Origin of the sequence: Streptococcus porcinus, from assembly GCF_901542335.1 — a bacterium.
GTDB lineage: Bacteria > Bacillota > Bacilli > Lactobacillales > Streptococcaceae > Streptococcus > Streptococcus porcinus_A.
Window position 1 is genome coordinate 1,447,702 of the sequence record NZ_LR594036.1, and the last position, 21,556, is coordinate 1,469,257.

Sequence of the window (21,556 nt, forward strand, 5' to 3'; positions counted from 1 at the left end):
TACTAAGTTTCAATATGTAAGGTTACTTTTCTCTCCTTAGGACAATACTTTGGAACCTTAATTTTTTCGGGATGATTAGTCTTGTTCTTACTTGTCAAATAGTTTTTACTTCCACATTCACTACACTTTAAATTAATTTTAACTCTCACACAATATCCTTAACATATATATATTTTCTAAAGTTGATGGTGCACCAAATCAGGTTAATCAAGACAATTATACTAGTCACATAGAAAACAGAACGGTAACCCATTAAAATTGCTACATTCGAGCCAATAAAGGGGCCAATCACTTGCCCAATATTCATAAACATTTGGTTAAAAGAAAAGATACGTGAAATCCCCTCCTTAGGGGTCATACAAGTCAATAAGGCATTAATACTTGGCATCAGGGCTCCTACACCAAAACCATAGGCAAACCGTAGCAAACCTAATTGCAAGCTTGTTCTAGCTAAGGCTGTTAAAAAATACATGATAAAACTATACAGCAAAGCCAATAATAGCATACGATGATTACCAATTACATCACCCACTTTTCCTAATATTGAGCTACTAAGTAAACTAGATACCCCCATGGCCGACACGATTAAACCCGAAACAAACATGAGATTTTCAGCTTGCCCAAGATGTCTAATATATAGCGCTAAAATGGGGGCAACAGACTGAGCAGAAATTTGAATAATCATACTAGTTACAAAAAGACTCGTCATCATTTTAGGACTCTTGATCCGTTTCAAAATAATACGTGTTGGCACTACTTCTGCTTTCTTAACCGGCTCAAAATCTTCCTTCACAAATAAAACGGTCATCATAGTACAGATTAACAAAATAACACCGACCAATAAAAATACCAACCGAAACCCTACCATTTCAGCTAAGACACCACCAATTAGTGGCCCAATAAGAGTCCCCGCAGTCACACCTGTTGCTAAGGTTCCTAATGCATAGCCTGATTTTTCCCTAGGCACTTGACTAGCAATCAAGGCTGTAGAGTTCGGAACATAGCCAGCGAAAATACCATTAAGTAACCTAAGTAATAGTAGCCACTGTACATTTGGAATAAAGGCTAAGCCCCCCCATAGTAAAGGTCATTATCAAACTAGCTCGAACCATCATTGGCTTTCGTCCATAGCGATCCGCTAAGCGCCCCCATACCGGAGCAAAAACAGCTGAAGCTAAGGCCGAAATAGCAACAGCAAGACCAGCATACCATTCAACCTGATTTTTTACTACTCCAAGATCCTCTACAAAAAGTGCCATAAAAGGCATGACAAGCGAAAAGCTTGCCCCAGTAAAAAATGTACCGAGCCAAGCTACTTTCAAATTTTGTTGCCAATTAACAGTTTCTATTACTTTTCCATCAATAAAGCATCACTTCTTTCCAAAATCTACTTGGACCATTATAACACAATTTAAAAAAGAAAGAAAAATTTGCTGAAAATGCATCCATTATTTTCTGAGAGAACCCAATAGCCCCCTCACTAATTCACGACCAATAGTCCTTACAGTAGTACTAATAAAAGCATCTGTAGCCTTTTCTACTACTGACTTACGCGGCCGACCGACAGTCCGTCGTGTAGCACGATCAGCCTCAGCTTGTTGTTTAGCCGCTTCCTTGGCAACCTTTTCTCGCTCCTTTGCTAGCTCCGCTTCTTTTGCAGCTGCTTCTTCACCTGAAACTTTTTCTGCCAATTTTTCATAAGCTGATTCTCGATCTATGCTGTGAGCATACTTGTTCTGATATGGAGAAGTTTGATTTAAGTTCAGCAATTCCTCATCTGACATCAAATCAAAACTACTTTTAGGTGGCAAAATATAAGCACGCTCAACAATACTTGGTTGCCCTTTTTCATTAAGAGCTGAAATAAGCGCTTCTCCAACTTCTAGCTCTGTAATCACAGTTGCAACATCTAATTCCGGATTTTGCCTAAAAGTATCAGCAGCAACTCGAACTGCTTTTTGTTCTTTTGGTGTATAGGCACGAAGCGCATGCTGAATGCGATTCCCCAACTGAGCTAGTACTGTCTCTGGCAAATCCAAAGGATTTTGTGTCACAAAGAAAATCCCAACACCTTTTGAACGAATGAGACGTACAATTTGTTCAACTTTATCTAAAAAGATCTTTGGAGCATCTTTGAAAAGTAAATGTGCTTCATCAAAGAAAAAGACCATCTTTGGTTTTTCAAGATCACCTACCTCGGGAAGTAACTCATACAGTTCAGAAAGCATCCATAGTAAGAAAGTGGTGTAAAGAGTTGGAGAATTAAAAAGTTTAGTGGCGTTAAGAATATTAATAGCTCCTTGACCACTTGCTACATCTAACTGAATAAAGTCAGCTAAATCTAAGGCAGGCTCACCAAAGAAAAGATTTGCTCCTTCTTGCTCCAAAGTCAATAATTGACGTTGAATAGCACCAACGGATTGTTTCGCAATATTACCATATTTTCCTGAATAATCATTAGTATGATCCGCTACTTCTTTTAAGATCGCTTGCAGATCCTTTAAGTCTATCAATAACCATCCATGATCATCAGCAATTTTAAAAATAATATTCAACACACCAGTTTGTGTATCATTCAGATTCATAAGTCGGGCTAACATCAAGGGTCCCATTTCAGAAATCGTTGTCCGAACGGGTAGACCTTTTTCACCAAAAACATCCCAGAGACGTACCGGAAAAGCTTGCGATTGATAATTTCCAATCTCAAGTTTATCTAGTCTTTTTTGTAATTTATCATTGACTTGTCCAGCTTTAGCTAAATTACTTAAATCACCTTTAATGTCAGCAAGAAAAACAGGAACTCCTGCCAAACTTAATTGCTCCGCTAAAACTTTTAAAGTGACTGTTTTTCCTGTACCAGTTGCTCCGGCAATCAGACCGTGCCGATTTAACATATTTAGTTGAAATTCAATAGGGGTTTTCCCTTTTGCAATTGTTAGTGTTGCCATGTCAACCTCTTTCTCCGCTTCAAAACATTTAAAGACCATAGTAACTTCTTATAATTCCAATTATAACATAAAATAGCTTAAATCTTTTCCAGACACTTCGTACCAAATACCTTTTACATAGCTATAAAAATCTATACACAGATGATTTTATCTCAAAAAGACTGATTGCGCTAAAAACTATTTCACTTGTACTAATATTAAGATTAATTCACTTAATCCCACTAATAGAATAATCTAAATTAGCATAATAAAAACAGCCACTAATGTCTCACCAAATCCAAAAGTAACATTCTCCCTACTTGTAGCTATTCAAGAACTTATTGGTTAAAGTAAAGCCCTACTAAATTAACTTTTTAAGGGCCTCGGATACCTGCCTTTTCAAATCTTCAAAACTCCCACTATTATCAAAAATCTTATCCGCAAAATCTCTTTTCTCCTCTAAAGGCATTTGACTCGCTAAACGCTGAAGGGCTTCTTCTCGAGAATAGTGATTTCGAGCCATTAATCGAGCAATTTGGATATCTTTCGGGACGTAAACCAACCAAATCGTATCAAACCAGTTCTGATACCCCAATTCAATGAGCAAAGGAATGTCCATAAAAAAAACATCCTCAGAGACTACTAAAGTATCCTTCGCTTTTTCCAATTCTTCATGAATAATCTGATTTTGAATGTTAGCAGATAGTTCCCGATTTTCTTGACTTGAAAAAATCATTTGTGAAAGCTTCGGTCGATCCAATTCTTCATCTTCAGTAAGAATCTCAGGACCAAAAGTTTTCACAAGAGCATCATACAAACGTCCGCCTTTTTCCTGCAAAGTGTGAACAATTTGATCTGCATCAAGCACTTTGTAACCTGCCAGGCGTACTTGTTCAACCAAAGTAGATTTACCCGAAGCAATACCACCCGTTATACCAATAATTGTCATAGTTTCTGACACTTAGGACAAAAATGTGTCCCTCTCCCTCCAACTTTTATTTTCTCAATGACTGTTCCACAACGAGGACAAGGTCTGCCATTTTGACCATAAACCTGTAAATAATCCTGCATGGACCCATTCATCCCTAGGGTATTTTGATACGTTCGAATGGTCGAACCACCCTTGTTAACAGCAAAATTCAAAATAATAATGGTCTGATCGTGAATCCTTTTCATTTCAGCCTTCTTCAAATTTGAAGCTGGTCGCAAGGGATGCACTTTTGCCGCCCAAAGAACTTCATCCACGTAGATATTACCCAGTCCAACCACTAATTTCTGTTCCAAAAGTAAGGGTTTGATTGGTTTTTTGGATAATCGCAGAGCAGCCTCAAAGGCCTTTAACTTAAATTCATTTTTCGTCGGTTCAGGTCCAAGCTTCCTCTGACTGAAGTACAAATCAAGCCCTTCCCGAGCTAGCAGTTCCAAGGTGCCGAATTTACGCACATCTTGATAAACCAAAGTTGACCCGTCTGTAAAATGGAAAAAGCAATGAAAATGCTTATTTTCCGGAATACCACCCTCAAAAAGCAAGTATTTCCCCTCCATGCGCAAGTGAGAAATCATCACTAAATCGCTAAAATTGAAAATCAGATACTTGCCACGACGACCAATGGAAAGAATTTCTTGACCCATCAAATCGCTAGCAAAAGTTTCAGGATTGGAAACAATCATCTTAGGTACTTTTACAGTAACCGATGCAACCACTTTCCCAATAACTAATTTTTCCAAGCCACGACGAACTGTCTCAACCTCAGGTAACTCAGGCATGATTCCTCCTTGTTCAAGTCATTTTTTTATTATGTGAAAATTAAAATGACAACATTTTTTCTTTATACATTGATTCCAATCATTACAGGATTAAGCTCGTCTAATTCCTAAATGACATCGTTACATCCATTATAACACGATAAAAGGAATGCTGAGAAATGAAAAAAGCAAGTCCCATTTAGTGATGACTTGCCTGATTTTTGTGAAATAGAAATATCTGCTAATAACCATAAATGAAAGATAGCCATTTTCTTTAGGTCTGGACAAGATAAAACAGACTAATTCAAACATAACAGCACTTAGAATTAATTTCATATTTGTCCAAGAATCCATTTTTTATAAATTTCCAAAAACAACTAATAAGATTGTTGTCAAGCTAAAGGGTAGTAAACCTTTTAGTTTCATTAACTTTCTACCTCACTATTCCGAAGTACCCTAATCCACGAGCACTATTTTTATTTAATTCATTATAGGAACATATTTTTTATAAAACTCATTAACAGATATACTCATTTTTTCTTTTGAAGATATATTTTTTACAGCTAATAGTCTTAGTTCATTTGATAAATTCATAATATTATTTTCTAAATGTGGAGATTCTTCAATATTATTTTTATATGTAATCAATATTTGTCTTTCCCCTTCTTTAACAGCAGGATTAATTATTAAGTTTGTCACATCCATCAACAGATCATTTTTTGTTATTTTCATAGTATTAACCTTTATACCTAGGACTAAAATATCCTCCACCAAGCGACGAAATCCAGCCATTTAGCCAATCAATAACAGCTTTAAAATTACCTTTCGTTACAACATATCCCCACTCACCATCAGGATACCTACTAAACATTTTTTATTATGAAAATATAAATATTTAATATTTTTCCGAAACTATTTTCCCTTCCTGCACATGATAGATTGTGTCACATAAATCATCTATGTCACTTTCATAATGAGAAGTCATGATGACTAAACCTTTTTCTTTATGCTTTCTGATGAGTTCTTTAGTGATATCAACACTTTTGATGTCAAGTGCATTCATTGGTTCGTCTAGAATTAATAGATGAGGGTTATCCATAAAAGCTTGAATGAGAAGCATTTTCTTTCGAGTTCCTAGAGATAAATGTTTATAAAGTGTATTCCTAAATTTTTTGATTTGATAGAGATTTATCCAGTAGTCTAAATCAATACAATTACTGTTTGGGCATATTTTTTTAATCAAGTTCAAGTTCTCTTCTAGCGTCAAATGGCTGATAAAATCTTGATTTCCTAGAACTAAACCTGCATTTAAGATTGTTGAATTGTTTTGTCCAATTTTAATACCATCTTGAATGACAGTTCCATGATCTAATCTTGTTAACCCAGAAAGTGCTCTTAATAGCATGGTTTTCCCTGACCCATTAATACCAACCACCCCATAAATATGATGTTCTTCAAATTTTAAGGATATGTTATGTAATATATCAAAATTTCCTTTGTATTTATATCCCTTAATTATCTCTAGCACTAATGATCCTCCTAAAACTAATAATAAATATATAAAGTAAGACATAAAGTCCAATTGCAAAGCATATGTTTTTTAACAAAAAATATCGAATTAATATTGTTATCGTCATTAAAACTATAGAAAATATTTCGTCACTAATGTAATAAAGTATCAAAAAATAAACAAGACTATCTAGGATAAACCATGATAATAAGAAAAGTCCAAATTCGACACTAAACCATGGCAATCGATTTATATACAAGACTCCTATTATTCCTGAAAAAAATAAAAAATATTCTATATAAATGTTGCTTACTAATAGTTTTAACAATGATAATTGATACTCAATTGTCGATTTCGAATGAATCATTACTAATTGTTTAAATCCTTTACAGATCTCTGAAACCAAAGTAATGCTATTTAAAAAACTTATGAATGATAAACCTAACACCATGATGATTCTCATAAAACTCAGTGATTGCCCTTTTACAATAACAAAAGGATTCAACAACTGACTTTCTACCAATTGAGTCGTATTCTGAATAGGTAAATCATTGTAATACGTTAAAAGTAAGAAAACAACCCACCAACTGGCAATTGATTTGCCAAAATAATAAAAATAGTTATAGTATTTCATTTCGGTTTTTATATGTTAAGAAAAGTAGACAGCTAATACTTGGTAAATAGGATGCGGTTAGTTGCCAAAAATTGATATTTCCATAAGAAGTAATCATCAAATGAGACATTGGAACTAAGTAAAAGGGAAGAAAGCCATATAAAATTGGTGCAGTTCCCCACATAAATAGAAGATAAACTAGTGCAGATTTCGTAAAATAATTTAAATAATCAATAATATAAAATATTAAGAATGACTCTGCTAAAAGTGCACAAGACTTCACTAAAAAATAATAAATCAGATATTTAATGGTATTTGTTCCAAAAAAAGAAAGAATGGAATTGTTATTAAAATAATATTCAATTCCACTTAAATCAAATCTGCCAACTCCTTTAGATACAGTAATGATAAAGGCTAAAATAATTGTAAAAATAAATACACTTAATATGGCTAAAATAATCTTTAGTTTTTTTATTGTGAGATAATAGTATTGCGTCCTGCCCAAATAATAGCGACAATACCTATTTTTAAGGTAATGATAAGCTTTTCCAATAAAAATAATTAGCAAGGGGAACAAAAAAGATTGGAAAAAATTATACTCAAAAAGGGTATTATTCAAAGATAAAAGTCCATAAAATATTTTTAGCTTTACCGATTCTCCTTGAATTTTGGCAATATCAGCGGCACTGTCATCAAAAAACAAGATATGATTGAATGCTTGATTATATATTAATAGAAAAAACAGTAAACAGATCAATAGATAAGTTTTTTTATATGGCAATAATTTTAGCGAAATCATTTCTTCTCCTTAAAAATTTTGGGAATAACAAATATATTTTTTTCTAAATCAGTTTATTTTGAATCTGGAGACCAACTTCCGTCAATAAAGAATCCTTTATCCCAAAAATTTTCTCTAGCTAAGTTCAAATTATAGATATACTTACCTTTCGCAAAGCTCGTATAAACACCTCTCTGACCAGTCCAGGTCGTATCAATATCGCTTCTTTTAACACCTTGCGAATTTGCAAGATAATGCTTCACTCTTATTTGTGGATTCTTCGATAACAAGTTAACAACATAATAACTATCATTCATTTTCTGTAGGTAGCCTGTTCCAGTAAAACTAGGTGTAATTCGAAAATGTGATAATTGTCCAATTTGTCTTGTTCCAGCAAATACACTTGATGTTGAAATAAATATACTAGCTAAAACTATTAAACTCTTTATTTTTCGATTTTTCATTATTTTTCCTCCGTATATGATTTGTTATCCCCTTAACTATAAATCCGAAAAAATTTAATAAAATTAGCTTTTTATCATTTAAATGAGTGAAATCTATTTTATCATGAATCTATTTTTTTGACTATAAGACAAAAATTTCAACATAAAAAAGCACAGCCTACTAACAGTGCTTCTTATAACTTTACCACCCTAATTTAAAACTACTATCAAAAAACTCCTCTAACATAAGTTTGTGTTTATCAGATAAGTTATCTAAAGTATCAATGTCATTTTTCGAAAAATATTTTAATTTTAGAGTCTCTTCGTTACTAAAATCGGTAATTTCTATACTCGACTTTGCTTTAACTTCATACAAAAAGACAACTGTTTGGACTTGATCACCATTGGGGTATACTTCGCTAAAATTGCTGTAGACGTTAAGAAAACGGCTTGCCTCAACTGGAATGCCAGTCTCTTCAAAAAATTCTCTTTGACAAGTATCCACAGTGCTCTCACCTAATTCCATGGCCCCACCTGGTATTGCCCATGTCTTTTTATCTCCTCTTAGCTGGAGTAATATCTGTCCTTGTTCATTTTCTAAAATACCACCTGCAAAGGTCATGATGACTTTATCATGACCAACTTTTGACCGCAGATAGGATATATAATCTTTTCCCATTTTTGCTCCATATACAGAAATACCTCTGAGCCAGCTTGACTTAGAGGTAACTTCTATTTTCAATTTTTGACTAATATAGTAATATTATCGATTTGAAATTTCAAGGCTCGCCCCTACAAAGTTCACTAGATATTTTTAATACTCTTTCTGATTATAACCAAAGTCGGCTAGGTCTAGTTTTTTGTCGCGCCAGTTCTTTTTGACTTTGACCCATGTTTCTAGGTAGACTTTGTCACCTAACATGAGTTCGATGTCACGGCGGGCCATTTTGCCGATTTTCTTGAGCATGGCCCCTTGTTTACCGATGATGATTCCTTTTTGACTATCACGTTCAACCATGATGGTTGCACGGATATGGACTTTATCGGTGTCCTCATCACGTTTCATGGATTCTATCACTACTGCGACTGAATGGGGGATTTCCTGTTGTGTTAAGTGTAACACTTTTTCACGGATCATTTCTGAGACTAAGAAACGTTCTGGGTGATCTGTTATCTGGTCAGCTGGGAAATATTGGAAACCCTCTTCTAAGTTGTCTGTTAATAATGACATTAGGGTTGGAATATTGTTACCCTCTAAAGCTGAGATTGGAACAATTTCCTTGAAATCCATTTGACTTCTAAAGTCATCAATTTGTTCTAAGAGTTGATCTGGATGGACTTTGTCAATTTTATTAATGACAAGAATAACGGGAATCTTGGCATTTTTAAGACGTTCCATAATCATCTCGTCGCCCTTTCCACGCTTTTCATCTGCTGGGACCATGAAGAGAACGGTATCGACTTCTCTTAAGGTACTGTATGCAGACTCGACCATGAAGTCGCCTAAGGCTGTTTTAGGTTTGTGAATTCCTGGAGTATCTATGAAAACAATTTGTTCTTGCTCAGTTGTATAGATACCCATAATTTTGTTACGGGTTGTCTGCGCTTTATCACTCATAATGGCAATTTTTTGGCCCATAACATGGTTTAAAAAGGTCGATTTCCCGACATTTGGTCGGCCGAGGATAGCAACAAAACCTGATTTAAATGACATATTTTCTCCGTTTTCTGATAATTAAAAAATAAGTGCCCATAGCTTGGGGGCAAAAATAATGAGTCCCGTGATGACAGCATATAGTGACATGACTAAAACAGCCCCCGCTGACATATCTTTAGCTTTTTTGGCTAACATAGAAAAGTGATATTCACTAGCTAAATCCACTACGTTTTCTACAGCAGAGTTAACAATCTCTAAGGCAATGACTAAAAAAATCGCTAGAAAAAGGAATAGCCACTCAGTTGCTGAAATAGCCAAGAAGATACCAGCAATTGTCGCTATTAAAGCAGATAGCAAGTGACTTTTCAAATTACGTTCTTCTTTAATTGCTGTCACTATTCCTGTTAAAGCAAACTCTAAGCTAGAGGTGACAGTTCTATTTTTCCATTTACGTTGGGATTTATTGTCTTGTAAGGCCATAAGCAGTCAAAATCTCTTCCTGTAGTGTGAACATTTCTCTTTCTTCTTCTGGCGTGTAGTGGTCGTAACCAGTAATGTGTAAAAATCCATGGACAGCAAGAAAGCCCATTTCTCTTTCAAAGGAGTGACCATACTCTTGTGCTTGTTCTCTAGCCTTATCTATCGATATAAAAAGTTCCCCAATATATGCGTCAAATTCTGCCAGCATTTCTGCCAAGTCTGGATTATCTTCTAGATCACTTTCATCAAAAAGAATGGGCCTTTCAGGTTTATATTCTAAAGAAATAACATCAGTAGGACGATCTGTATCACGATATTCCAAATTGAGCTCGTGACTTCGTTCATTAGTAACGAAGGTAACAGACATTTCTTTTTCAGCTTTTCCAGTTTTTCTAGCGGCAAAGTTAAGCAAATCTTTTGTTTGCTCCATAATCTCTTGCGAAACAAGTCCCGTTTCGTCAATCATCTCGATATACATAGATTCTTCTTTCAATTGCTTTTACCATTTCATTATACCATAAGAAAGATGAAAATGGGAATATCGTCACTATGACAGTCTCAAAGAAGTTCTCTATTTAAGGAGTTTAGCGACTTTTTCTTGAAGGACAGGTACTACTTCTTCTTCAAACCAAGGATTCCTCTTTAACCAAAGCTGGTTTCGTGGAGAAGGATGAACTAAAGGGAAAAACCTTGGTAAGTAATCTTGATATGCTTTGACAGTTTCTGTCAGATTTTCCTTTTTTGTCTTTCCTAAATAGTAGGCTTGAGCATACTGTCCTACTAAAATGACTAGTTCAACGTTTGGTAAAAGGTCAAGCAATGGCTGGTGCCACTTCTGAGCAAAGTTCTTACGGGGAGGCAAATCACCCCCCTTACCTTTACCGGGATAATAAAAATCCATGGGCAAAATGGCAAACTTTTCAGAATGATAAAACGTTTCCTCATCTACTCCTAACCATTGTCTGAGCTTTAACCCACTGCGGTCATTCCAAAAAAGCTTGGTTTCCTGAGCGACTATGCCTGGTGCTTGTCCCACAATAACTATCTTAGCATTCTTAGGGGCAGAATAAAGAGGTTCGATTCCTTTTTCAGTATATTTTTGATTATCTGTATCATCCATAATGGCCTTAAAAATCTTATCCATAAAAACGTTCCTTTCATTTATAATCTTAATATCCAAGTTTATAGTTACCTGAAAAATATTCTTCTATTATATGCTGATGCTGCTCATTTACTAGCAGAATGTCTTTGATCCTTTCTTCTGAGAAAAATGCTAATTCTAAAGTTTCCTCATTTGTAACACCGTTGATATCATAAGGTGCAATGGCTCTGAGTTTATAAACTATGCCAACTGTCTGTGCACGATCTCCATTTGGAAATAAGGTTTCAAAATTAGTATAGACATTAAGTAATTTCAAAGCTTCAACTTGAATACCAGTCTCTTCAAAAAATTCTCGAATCACTGTATCAAGAGAGGATTCTCCTAATTCCATACAACCCCCAGGAACTCCCCAATTTCCCGTATCAGCCCGTTTTTGAAGTAATATTCTTCCATACTGATCTTCTAAAATACCTGCTGCAAAAGGAAGTAAGATTGAATCTTGACCAACTTTTGACCTAATATACTTAATATAATCCGACATAGTTTTCCTTTCACAAAAAGCCCTTCCAAAGAAGAGCTTGTTTTATTTGTCAAGTGATTTTTCAGGCAACTCCTCGATTACCTCATAAAAGGTCAAACCAGATTCTTGATTGGGATGGTCTTTACTTTCCTTTTGAGAATTGCTAGCGCTAGCCTGAAGTGCGACACTGGCTTCGCTTTCATAGGCTTTAATAATATCCGCAACAACTGGGTGTCGCACCACATCTGACGCTGAAAAATACACAAAATCAATGGCTCGGATATGGCGTAATTTTTGACTAGCATCAATCAAACCAGACTTGACATTTTTAGGTAAGTCAATTTGGCTAGTATCACCATTAACAATCATTTTGGAATTAAAACCTAGGCGAGTTAGAAACATTTTCATTTGCATAATAGTAGTATTTTGAGCTTCATCCAAAATAACAAAGGCGTCATCTAAAGTTCTACCACGCATATAAGCAAGCGGAGCAATCTCAATGATCTCTCTTTCCATCATCCGACTTGTCTGTTCTTTCCCTAAAATCTGATAAAGAGCATCATAGACAGGTCTCAGGTAAGGGTCCACTTTTTCTTTCAAATCGCCTGGTAAGAAACCTAGGCTTTCACCTGCTTCAACAGCAGGACGAGTTAGGATAATACGTTTGACTTGACCTCGTTTTAATGCCTTAACAGCAAGCGTAACGGCTAAGAAAGTTTTTCCGGTTCCAGCGGGACCAACTCCAAAAACAACATCATGCTTATTAAGACTTTCGACATAAACTTTTTGACCAAGTGTCTTCACACGGATTGGTTTACCGTTGTTATCCTTGATAATTTCTTCTTCATATAAAGCCACAAATTTGTCAATAGTTCCTTTTTCTGCCATTGACAAAGCAGTAACAACATCCGAAGTATTAACTATCATTCCTCTATTTACAAGAACTAGCAAGGCTTGAATCGTTAAGCGAGCTAATTCAACCGCTTCTTGATCATCACCGACTATCTGGACACGCTCAGTCCGCGCATGGATAATAATTTCTAAATGATTTTCAATTAATTTTAAATGGCGCTCATTGCTACCAAAAAGCGATAAAACATCATCAGGATGATTTAAAGCAATCTCTGCTGAATATTCTTGCAAATGTATCTTCCTTTTCTTACATGTTATAGTTTCATTATAACAAAAAATAAAATTAAAGGGGAAAATATCTTGTTGACATACTGATGAAAAAGATAAGTTTGAAAAGATTCTATTTTAAAATAATTAAAGAACCCTTGAAAAATGTTCAAGAGCTCTTTAGGATTAATATTTTTATAACAAATGGGCTTCTTCCAATAATTCTTCGAGGAAAGTCCCTTTAATCTTCTTAAGGCCCACTTTTCGAATCATTTGTGGAATAGGTAAGTCCATATCTTCAATAACTTTTTTATCATTGAGGTAATACATTGCTTTCAACAACTCTCGGATATCATAGGTTGAATTGAAAACTTCCGGGATTCCTCGTTCAATATCTAAAAACATATAAACTGCTTCCATTGCTGTACGAATTGAATACTCAGTTGTGAAGACAGTATCACGACTTGGAGATTCTGCAAAGTTACCAATAAAGGCTAAGTTGACAGAGCCATCAGGAATAACCTTAGGCCGATCTCCTTTTACACGTGGCATGAAATAACTTGTGATATAAGGCATATAAACTGGTACAGTATTGACACTTTCTTGATTTGCTAAATCATGGATTTTATTCTCAGGAACACCGAGATGATATAAAAGCTCCTCAGTAATTTCTTGTCCTGTACACTCTTCAATAGGTTTTTGAATGTAGTTTCCCTTAATATTTGAATACAAGCCATATATCCATACTGCTGTTTCGTTCTCTTTTTGTTCTTTGAAATGGGGCTGACGATGAATAGCAAAGCTTATCATCCAGTTAGAGTCAGTAATGGTAATAATACCGCCAGAATTAATTTTACCATCATGTAAATCTCTATGTGTCAAACGCTCAATATAAGGTTCAAGAGCAGGATTTTTTATAGTTGCCGTTGCTGACACAAACCATGATTCAGCAGGTAAGTCTTTATAAAAGACTTTTGGATGACCAAATTCATTGGATTGAGCTGCTAAATTTTCCCAAAGATTCCAAGAACCACCTAAGTCTTTGTTAGGTTTTGCAACGGTATGATGACTTCCATAGCTAGTACTTTCTGTAATAGAACCGTTAGTTACAAAGACTAAATCATCCTCTGTTAAGCTAATTTTTTCAGTTTGTCCAGAGGTACTCAACAAGAGCTCTTTAGCTACTTTCTTATCCGGTTTAATATCAACTCGGATGTTATTAACTTTGGTATCGAACTGAATATCAACACCATGTGATTCTAAATAAGCAATAATAGGTTTTACCATTGACTCATATTGATTGTATTTATTAAATTTCAAGGATGTGAAATCTGGTAAACCATCTATATGATGAATAAAGCGCATCGCATATCGACGCATTTCGACTGCAGAATGCCATTTTTCAAAGGCAAACATAGTTGCCCAATATACCCAGAAATTGCTCTTAAAGAATTCCTCTGAGAAAACATCTTCAATCGTTTTTGTTCCCAGGTCTTCTTCTTTTGTCATTACTAGTGTAATCAATTCTTTAGAATGTTTACCTAAAGTATACTGACCATCATCAGGAACACGATTTCCTCTCTTATGAATCAAACGACAATTAGATGAATTAGGATCATCCTTATCTAGCCAGTAAAATTCATCCAAATAGGAAGCATCAGGAACTTCTAATGAGGGAATAGAACGGTACATATCCCACATACATTCAAAATGGTTTTCCATTTCACGTCCACCACGTGTTACAAAACCGATATCAGGACGCTTAATACCATCTAACGAACCCCCAGAAAGTGGAAGCTCCTCTAAGATGTGAATACGATCACCAGCCATTTGTCCATCACGAATGAGAAATACTGCCGCTGCTAAGCCTGCTAAGCCTGAACCAATAATATAAGCTGACTTACTATCTACCTTTTTAGGTTTGCGTGGTCTAGCAAAGGCTTCAAAATTTCCACTAGTGTAATACATATAGAGTCCTCCTTTAATGTTACTTCATTTAAACACCTTCATTCTACTCTTAAATCCTTAGTTCTGCCAATGAAAACCGCCAAAAAAGCTGGACTTTAAACAAATTTAGACAAAGTGTACAAAAAGAGCTTTACTTTATCGTAAAGCTCACCATTATAATCTTCATTAATGTGCCAAATAATCTTCCCAAATTTGGTCAAAATAGCCTAAATTAAAGGAAAATACTGCTTGATCTTCTAAGTAACGACTAATGACATCAAAATCATCGCTATGCTTTGGAAAAGTAGTATCTTCAAATGCCAGATCTGCTAAAATTGCTACTGGATCATTTGACTTAGAATCCCGCTGAGTCATTAACCAAGTATAAAACGATTTTCTCACTACCAATTCTCCTTTAAAAATTCATGTCTTTGTCTACTACTTTGGGCATAGCGTCCTGGATTCTTCCTATAGAAAGCTTGATGATAGTCCTCTGCTGGGTAAAAAGGCTCTGCCTTCTCTATTGTGGTCACAATAGGTTGCGTGAAATGGCCAGAAGCTTGCAATTGTTCCTTAGACTGCTCTGCTATTTCCTTTTGCCTAGCATCAAAATAATAAATGACCGGACGATAATTATCACCTCGATCTTCAAATTGACCAAAAGCGTCTGTCGGATCTGTCTGTTGCCAATAGAGCTGCACTAATTCTGAATAACTGATTTTTTTAGGGTCAAAAATGATTTCAACAGCTTCTGTATGACCCGTTTTCCCACTACAAACCTCTTCGTAAGTAGGATTAACGGTATGACCGCCAGTATAACCACTAAGCACTGAAATAACTCCTGGGTGTTCCTCAAAAGGTTCTACCATACACCAAAAACATCCACCTGCAAAAATAGCTCTTTCCATCACTGCACTCCTATCACAAATCTAATGGTCTCATTGTAGCAAAAAACTTTGCCTCTGGCAAAGCTTTTATTATCCTTGTTTTAGAGTAACTCAGTCCTACTAGCATCTTGTTTAATATGCTTTGCTTTCATCAGTGTTCCTAGGGCTTTTTTAAATTGACCTTTTGAAATCCCAAAGGTTGTCTTGATGTCCTCAGGTGATGATTTATCGTTAAGGGTCATGAAGCCGCCATTGGATTCTAAGTATGTCAGAATCATTTGTGCATCATTTTCTAACATTTCAAATGATCTCGGTTTAATAGATAGGTTCAAGGTTCTGTCAACGTCTCTAAAACCGATAACACGCGCGTCTAAAATCTGACCTAATCGGGGTTCATTGTAGCGTTCACTAGGATGAATATAGCCCAACATGTTGTTTTCAGGCAGATAGACAAAGGTTCCTGACATTTTTAGACGATAAACAATGGCAGGCCAGTTTTGGTTTTGCATATTATTATAAGCAGGATCAGCCATTTTTTGAAATACTTCTGGTTCAGCAGGTATCCCCCAGATACGATCCTTCTTGTCGACTTCTAGCTTAATATAGAGACGGTCTCCCTTTTTGGGCCACAATTCTTTCAATTCAGGAAGAAGATCCAAAGAAACCACAATTTCCTTATCTGGAATGCCAGTATCAACAAAAACACCTAAGTCTCGTCGGACATCAACAACCTCACCCCAACCATACTGATGTCGTGTTGATTTGATGTCCTTAGTGGTTAAGCGAAGTTTCTGTTTTTGATCAAGATAGGCAAAACCAGTGACCATATCACCAATAGCGTGAGAACCTTCTTCTTTAGATAGATTGAAAATAAAGCCGTCCTTTTGAACAAAGTAAGACTGGTCATTTTCTTCACGGATTAAACCTGTTAGTTGTGTTGCTAATAATTCATTCATTTTTATTTTCTTTCTTAAAAAGGTAGGCAGACCTTCAAAACAGAGTTTCTGAAATCTTTGCCTACCTCCTTCTTATTCTACTTCTCTATAAGAGGAACGACAAATCTCCTTAAACGGATAAGAGTTCCTTTTCTTTTTCAGCTGTCATAGCATCAATATGCTTAATTGCATCATCGGTTGCTTTTTGAATATCTTTTTCCAATGTTTTTAATTCATCTTCAGAAATTTCTTTATCTTTTTCTTGTTTTTTAGCTTCATCCATAGCATCACGACGGATGTTACGAATAGCAACTTTTTGGTTTTCACCAACTTTTTTAACTTCTTTAGCAAGATTTTTCCGTGTTTCTTCCGTTAAAGCGGGAATTACTAAACGGATAACAGAGCCATCATTTGCTGGAGTGATACCTAAATCAGAAGCGTTGATTGCACGTTCAATATCTTTGATAGAGTTTTTGTCAAATGGGGAAATCAATAAAACACGCGCTTCTGGCACTGTGATAGATGATAGTTGATTTAGAGGTGTCGGTGCCCCATAATAATCTACTTGAATACGGTCTAACAAACTTGCATTTGCACGACCGGCACGGATACTTGCGTATTCACGTGATAAAGATTGAAATGATTGTTCAAATCGTTGATTTGCTTTGTCAATAATAGCATTTGCCATGTCTTATTCCTCTTTCTATTCTTCTTTAATCGATAATTTTATTTGATACTGTTGTTCCGATGTGTTCACCAAAAACAACTCGTTTGATGTTACCTGCTTCGTTCATATTAAAGACAACCAAATCAATGTCATTGTCCATTGATAAAGTTGATGCAGTAGCATCCATAATTTTAAGGCCTCGTTTGATAACTTCACCATGAGTCAATTCATCAAATTTAACTGCATTCGCATCTTTTTTAGGATCTGCATTGTAGACACCATCAACACCATTTTTTGCCATCAAAATAGCATCCGCCTCAATCTCAGCGGCACGTAGAGCGGCTGTTGTATCTGTTGAAAAATAAGGTGATCCGATTCCTGCCCCAAAGACAACAATGCGTCCTTTTTCAAGGTGACGTAATGCGCGACCTCTGATATAGGACTCAGCAACATTTTGCATTGGAATAGCTGTTTGAACTCGAGTGTCTACTCCATAATGTTGTAAACTATCTGCCATAACTAAAGCATTCATAACAGTGCCTAACATACCGGTATAATCAGCTTGCACACGATCCATTCCTGCTTCAGCTGCAGGTTCTCCTCGCCATAAATTACCACCACCGATGACGAGTGCAATTTGCACCCCAGAAGCATGTACTTCTGAAATTTCTTTGGCAATTTCTTGTACGGTCGGAATATCTATCCCAACACCTTTATCTCCTGCTAAAGCTTCACCAGATAATTTTATTAAAATACGTTGATATTTAGGTTTCACAATGATTATCTCCTTATTTTGTCCTTTATTATTCTACCATAAAACCATTGAATTTGATAGTTGAATACAATAAGGTCTAAGATAAAATTTAACGTTTATGAAAATATTATAACTCTACTCAGTGAAACCAAAACAGATGAAGGGCTAGTTTTAAATCAATAGGATATCACACAAGCTCAGCAAATTTTTTGAAGTTGCATTACCTAAGGTAGTCAATTAATAGTCACAAAGTAGAACAAACAGCTTGCAAATAGAATAAAGTAGTGATTCTCTTTTTTATACATTCCTTGCCTTGCTAATTCCAGCGATATACTTTTGAGTTAATTGAAATTTTTCTCTCAGATAATTTTTGAGCAGTTACATTTTTTGATTTATTAAAGTTATTTCAAGTGTTCCATTTTTTAATAAAAAAAAGCTATCCGCAGATAGCTCCTTTATTACATTGTTGATGGGTCAACTTTAATACCAACACCCTGTGTTGAAGTAATTGACACATTTGTCATGTAAGTCCCTTTCGCTGTTGAAGGTTTAGCTTTTACCATTACATCGTTAAATGCTTTGAAGTTTTCAACTAATTTATCAGCATCGAATGACACTTTACCGATGATAGCTTGTACGTTACCAGCTTTATCAGCACGATAAGTAATCTTTCCACCTTTAGACTCTTCAACTGCTTTAGTAACATCCATAGTTACAGTACCAGTTTTAGGGTTCGGCATCAAGTTACGAGGTCCAAGGACACGTCCAAGACGACCTACGATAGCCATCATATCTGGTGTTGCAATAACAACATCAAAATCAAGCCATCCGCCATTAATTTTAGCTACTAAGTCATCTTCACCAACGAAGTCTGCTCCGGCAGCTTTTGCTTCTTCAGCTTTAGCACCACGCGCAAATACAAGTACGCGTTGTGTTTTACCAGTTCCATTTGGCAATACCATTGCGCCACGGATTTGTTGGTCTGCTTTACGAACGTCAATGTTTAAGTTATATGCAACTTCAACTGATGCGTCAAATTTTGCAAAGTTAGTTTCTTTGATTAATGCTACAGCTTCTTCTACACTGTATGCTTTTGTGCTATCAACTTTTTCAAGTGCTGCACGCATTTGTTTGCTTTTTTTAGCCATTTTAAAATTCTCCTTGTAATGTGGTCATATCGATTTGATTTAAAATCTCCCACGTCACTCATCAAATTATGATGAAGTCTTGCGGGTAATAGGGTTCAAAACTGATTAGTCAGTGATAGTGAATCCCATTGAACGAGCAGTACCTTCGATCATACGCATTGCAGACTCAACGTTTGCTGCGTTTAAATCTGGCATTTTAGTTTCAGCAATTTCTTGCACTTGTGCACGAGTAACTGTTGCAACTTTTGTTTTGTTAGGTGTGCCTGATCCTTTTTCAACACCAGCAGCTTTTTTCAAAAGAACTGCAGCTGGGGGTGTTTTAGTAATGAAATCAAATGATTTGTCTTCATAAACTGAGATAACAACTGGGATGATCATACCTGCTTGGTCAGCTGTACGAGCGTTAAATTCCTTAGTGAATCCCATGATGTTGATACCTGCTTGACCTAGTGCTGGTCCAACTGGTGGAGCTGGTGTAGCTTTACCAGCAGGGATTTGAAGTTTTACAAGTTTTTCGACTTTTTTAGCCATTTTAAAAATCCTCCTGTTGTGGTTTTGGCGGTAACTAAGATTTTTACCTCCCACAGTTATGCATATAGCATACCTTACTATTATACAATGTTTTTTTAAAAAAGCAACTCAAATCTCTATAAAATTTAAAGAATGAGAGGTCAATTTACCTCTCATTCTTCACTTTAATATCGAAGACGTGCACTAATGCCAAAATCTCCTTCTAATTGATTTGAATCCAAAATATAAACTTTTCCTTTAGCTTGGTAGGTTGCTAGGACAATATCTTTTATCGTAAATCGTTTGTCCATGTCACTCTCTGTTGAAAGAACTCTATCCTCAACGATGATTAATTCATCAATTCGATTTTCGTGTGCCAGAGTTTTGATTTCGTCCAACTGATCATTAACACGATATTCTAGCTTAGTTTCCACAAATCGCTTACTTAACGAAGTTAACGTTTGACTGCGGTAGCTGGCAATAAACTTGGAAGCTTGCTCTGCAATTTCCTCTATAGATACTTTAGCACCCGATAGTTCAATTCCTGTGTCCATTAGCGGTAAATATTTACTGATTGAGCGGAAAGTTGCTTGGTTCTCTGACAAACTATACAGAATTAATGGGCGCGACTCTTGACCAAAGGTCTCCATTAAATGATTATCGACAGCTCGGAAAAAGTTTTCTCGATCAATCTCTTTTTCAGCACTAGTTTCATTATGCCCATGAAATCCCGGCTGACCAGGTCCGCCTTTTGCAGCGGAACCAGAATGACTTAATTGTCCTCCATCTTTTTCATGACCTAGAACTTCAGTCAGTTGAAGAGGCCAATCATCTTCTTTTACTTCTCGAATAGAATCTTGGCTAACTTCGAAGACATGAGCACTATCTTGGTTCAAAACTAAAAGATGGTAATCGCTATTAAATTGGTAATGTTTGATAAGAGGAGCTATATTAGGACCATCTCCAAAAAGCATTTGATCGTTAACTGGAATATTAAGATGATAATAAAAGACCTGATCCTCGTTTATATATAAAAGAAGACTTTTTGTAGCAGTTAAAAGTTCCCTTTCAGCTTTACGCACAGCCTCGATTTGCTTTTGCCATGAAGAGCCTAAATCTTGGACTGCGTCCTCTGCTTCCTTGAGATAATTTTCAAGTTTGAGACTATCCTTCTCGGAATAAGCAGAATAGTCATCCAAAGCAAAGCTGATGGAAATAAAAGGTTGAGTCTCTGTAAGCAGTTCTGGAACTGGGAATGTATGTAACTGTTTCATAATAAACTTCCTTTCTTCTTTCTATACCTCTAATGTACCATATTTCAGGGTCAATTTCTATTAAAAACCCTTAGTGACCACTTGTTTTATTTTTTGAATTGCCATTTCTGTTCAGAAATTTTAAGAACATTTATTTACAAGTTATCGTTTAAAGGTTAAAATAATGCTATGATGACATACAAATTAATTGCATTACTTTTTATTGCTCTGACACCTCTTGTTTCACAGATTTTAGTAACTTTTTTTAAACTTGGCCGGTACGGTTTAAAGTTTCCTGATTTAGCCTTTCTACTTTTTGCCTTAGAAATCGCTATTGTTTCTGGGAAATTCTTTAATAACAATTTTTTACCTTATTACCTGATTATATTATCACTGCTAGCAATCATTATCAGTTTAACATTAGTCATTAGAAGTCAGCGCTTTACCTATTCACGTTTTATTAAACTCTTTTGGCGAATCGGCTTCCTCATGACTTTCTTTGGGTATTTAATACTGGTAATAGTGATCTTCACAAAATAAAAAGCTTTGTCAATTTGAGA

Annotated in this window: 27 protein-coding genes; 1 reads left to right on the forward strand and 26 read right to left on the reverse strand. The window is 35.6% G+C overall.

Annotated elements, in window-relative coordinates; translation table 11 throughout:
• Positions 1-2 precede the first annotated feature (2 nt).
• From rpmG to FGK96_RS07050, 26 genes are all read right to left on the reverse strand, one after another.
• The gene (gene rpmG / locus FGK96_RS06920; RefSeq protein ID WP_077323081.1) at positions 3-149 is read right to left on the reverse strand and encodes a 50S ribosomal protein L33; all 147 of its coding nucleotides are present in this window, start codon (positions 147-149) and stop codon (positions 3-5) included.
• Positions 146-1,060 carry an MFS transporter gene (locus tag FGK96_RS06925; RefSeq protein ID WP_420031113.1) on the reverse strand — a complete coding sequence of 305 codons (915 nt, stop codon included), beginning with the start codon at positions 1,058-1,060 and terminating at the stop codon, positions 146-148. The genes rpmG and FGK96_RS06925 overlap by 4 nt, the downstream gene beginning before the upstream one ends.
• Complete coding sequence (locus FGK96_RS10710) at positions 1,029-1,322, reverse strand: MFS transporter (RefSeq protein ID WP_420031104.1); 294 nt, start codon at positions 1,320-1,322, stop codon at positions 1,029-1,031. Before FGK96_RS10710 ends, FGK96_RS06925 begins: the two co-directional genes overlap by 32 nt.
• 126 nt (positions 1,323-1,448) lie before the next feature.
• Positions 1,449-2,948 carry a helicase HerA-like domain-containing protein gene (locus FGK96_RS06930; RefSeq protein WP_138082560.1) on the reverse strand — a complete coding sequence of 500 codons (1,500 nt, stop codon included), beginning with the start codon at positions 2,946-2,948 and terminating at the stop codon, positions 1,449-1,451.
• A gap of 340 nt (positions 2,949-3,288) precedes the next feature.
• Positions 3,289-3,876: a dephospho-CoA kinase gene (coaE, locus tag FGK96_RS06935; RefSeq protein WP_138082562.1), complete on the reverse strand. Its 588-nt coding sequence runs from the start codon at positions 3,874-3,876 to the stop codon at positions 3,289-3,291.
• Positions 3,873-4,694 carry a DNA-formamidopyrimidine glycosylase gene (gene mutM, locus FGK96_RS06940; protein ID WP_138082564.1) on the reverse strand — a complete coding sequence of 274 codons (822 nt, stop codon included), beginning with the start codon at positions 4,692-4,694 and terminating at the stop codon, positions 3,873-3,875. The genes coaE and mutM overlap by 4 nt, the downstream gene beginning before the upstream one ends.
• A 459-nt stretch (positions 4,695-5,153) precedes the next feature.
• Positions 5,154-5,465, reverse strand: a complete 312-nt coding sequence (locus tag FGK96_RS06945; RefSeq protein ID WP_232045809.1) for a bacteriocin immunity protein — start codon at positions 5,463-5,465, stop codon at positions 5,154-5,156.
• Between the two features lie 103 nt (positions 5,466-5,568).
• Entirely contained in the window at positions 5,569-6,201 is a 633-nt protein-coding gene (locus FGK96_RS06955) for an ATP-binding cassette domain-containing protein (protein WP_138082566.1), read from the reverse strand.
• A gap of 602 nt (positions 6,202-6,803) precedes the next feature.
• Positions 6,804-7,595 carry a hypothetical protein gene (locus FGK96_RS06965; RefSeq protein ID WP_138082571.1) on the reverse strand — a complete coding sequence of 264 codons (792 nt, stop codon included), beginning with the start codon at positions 7,593-7,595 and terminating at the stop codon, positions 6,804-6,806.
• Between the two features lie 53 nt (positions 7,596-7,648).
• On the reverse strand, positions 7,649-8,038 hold the full coding sequence (locus tag FGK96_RS06970; protein WP_138082573.1) for a hypothetical protein: 390 nt from the start codon (positions 8,036-8,038) through the stop codon (positions 7,649-7,651).
• A 181-nt stretch (positions 8,039-8,219) separates the two neighbouring features.
• A complete protein-coding gene (locus FGK96_RS06975) occupies positions 8,220-8,696 on the reverse strand; it encodes an NUDIX hydrolase (RefSeq protein WP_138082575.1) in 477 nt (158 codons plus the stop codon).
• A 135-nt stretch (positions 8,697-8,831) separates the two neighbouring features.
• Positions 8,832-9,731, reverse strand: coding sequence for a GTPase Era (gene era, locus FGK96_RS06980; protein WP_003082670.1), 900 nt, complete (start codon positions 9,729-9,731; stop codon positions 8,832-8,834).
• Between the two features lie 21 nt (positions 9,732-9,752).
• A complete protein-coding gene (locus FGK96_RS06985; RefSeq protein ID WP_138082577.1) occupies positions 9,753-10,154 on the reverse strand; it encodes a diacylglycerol kinase family protein in 402 nt (133 codons plus the stop codon).
• A complete protein-coding gene (gene ybeY / locus FGK96_RS06990) occupies positions 10,135-10,632 on the reverse strand; it encodes an rRNA maturation RNase YbeY (RefSeq protein ID WP_138082580.1) in 498 nt (165 codons plus the stop codon). Before ybeY ends, FGK96_RS06985 begins: the two co-directional genes overlap by 20 nt.
• 93 nt (positions 10,633-10,725) lie before the next feature.
• Positions 10,726-11,298 (reverse strand): uracil-DNA glycosylase family protein, encoded by a 573-nt coding sequence (locus FGK96_RS06995; protein WP_138082583.1) that lies wholly within the window; start codon positions 11,296-11,298, stop codon positions 10,726-10,728.
• A gap of 25 nt (positions 11,299-11,323) precedes the next feature.
• Positions 11,324-11,797, reverse strand: coding sequence for an NUDIX hydrolase (locus FGK96_RS07000; protein WP_138082585.1), 474 nt, complete (start codon positions 11,795-11,797; stop codon positions 11,324-11,326).
• Between the two features lie 42 nt (positions 11,798-11,839).
• The gene (locus tag FGK96_RS07005; protein ID WP_138082587.1) at positions 11,840-12,919 is read right to left on the reverse strand and encodes a PhoH family protein; all 1,080 of its coding nucleotides are present in this window, start codon (positions 12,917-12,919) and stop codon (positions 11,840-11,842) included.
• Between the two features lie 171 nt (positions 12,920-13,090).
• The gene (locus FGK96_RS07010; RefSeq protein ID WP_138082589.1) at positions 13,091-14,863 is read right to left on the reverse strand and encodes an oleate hydratase; all 1,773 of its coding nucleotides are present in this window, start codon (positions 14,861-14,863) and stop codon (positions 13,091-13,093) included.
• 165 nt (positions 14,864-15,028) lie between these two features.
• On the reverse strand, positions 15,029-15,244 hold the full coding sequence (locus FGK96_RS07015; RefSeq protein ID WP_138082591.1) for a YozE family protein: 216 nt from the start codon (positions 15,242-15,244) through the stop codon (positions 15,029-15,031).
• Positions 15,244-15,750 carry a peptide-methionine (S)-S-oxide reductase MsrA gene (gene msrA / locus FGK96_RS07020; RefSeq protein WP_138082593.1) on the reverse strand — a complete coding sequence of 169 codons (507 nt, stop codon included), beginning with the start codon at positions 15,748-15,750 and terminating at the stop codon, positions 15,244-15,246. Before msrA ends, FGK96_RS07015 begins: the two co-directional genes overlap by 1 nt.
• Positions 15,751-15,830: 80 nt before the next feature.
• Complete coding sequence (locus FGK96_RS07025) at positions 15,831-16,685, reverse strand: S1 RNA-binding domain-containing protein (RefSeq protein WP_138082595.1); 855 nt, start codon at positions 16,683-16,685, stop codon at positions 15,831-15,833.
• 109 nt (positions 16,686-16,794) lie between these two features.
• The gene (gene frr / locus FGK96_RS07030) at positions 16,795-17,352 is read right to left on the reverse strand and encodes a ribosome recycling factor (protein ID WP_003084215.1); all 558 of its coding nucleotides are present in this window, start codon (positions 17,350-17,352) and stop codon (positions 16,795-16,797) included.
• A gap of 25 nt (positions 17,353-17,377) precedes the next feature.
• A complete protein-coding gene (gene pyrH / locus FGK96_RS07035) occupies positions 17,378-18,106 on the reverse strand; it encodes a UMP kinase (RefSeq protein WP_003085747.1) in 729 nt (242 codons plus the stop codon).
• 437 nt (positions 18,107-18,543) lie between these two features.
• Complete coding sequence (gene rplA, locus FGK96_RS07040) at positions 18,544-19,233, reverse strand: 50S ribosomal protein L1 (protein WP_003082715.1); 690 nt, start codon at positions 19,231-19,233, stop codon at positions 18,544-18,546.
• A 105-nt stretch (positions 19,234-19,338) separates the two neighbouring features.
• Positions 19,339-19,764: a 50S ribosomal protein L11 gene (gene rplK, locus FGK96_RS07045; protein WP_003085047.1), complete on the reverse strand. Its 426-nt coding sequence runs from the start codon at positions 19,762-19,764 to the stop codon at positions 19,339-19,341.
• 164 nt (positions 19,765-19,928) lie between these two features.
• Positions 19,929-21,017 carry a hypothetical protein gene (locus FGK96_RS07050; protein WP_138082597.1) on the reverse strand — a complete coding sequence of 363 codons (1,089 nt, stop codon included), beginning with the start codon at positions 21,015-21,017 and terminating at the stop codon, positions 19,929-19,931.
• Positions 21,018-21,185: 168 nt separating this feature from the next.
• Here FGK96_RS07050 and FGK96_RS07055 point away from each other — a divergent pair, with 168 nt between their 5' ends.
• Positions 21,186-21,536 carry a DUF3397 domain-containing protein gene (locus tag FGK96_RS07055; RefSeq protein WP_138082599.1) on the forward strand — a complete coding sequence of 117 codons (351 nt, stop codon included), beginning with the start codon at positions 21,186-21,188 and terminating at the stop codon, positions 21,534-21,536.
• Positions 21,537-21,556 lie beyond the last annotated feature (20 nt).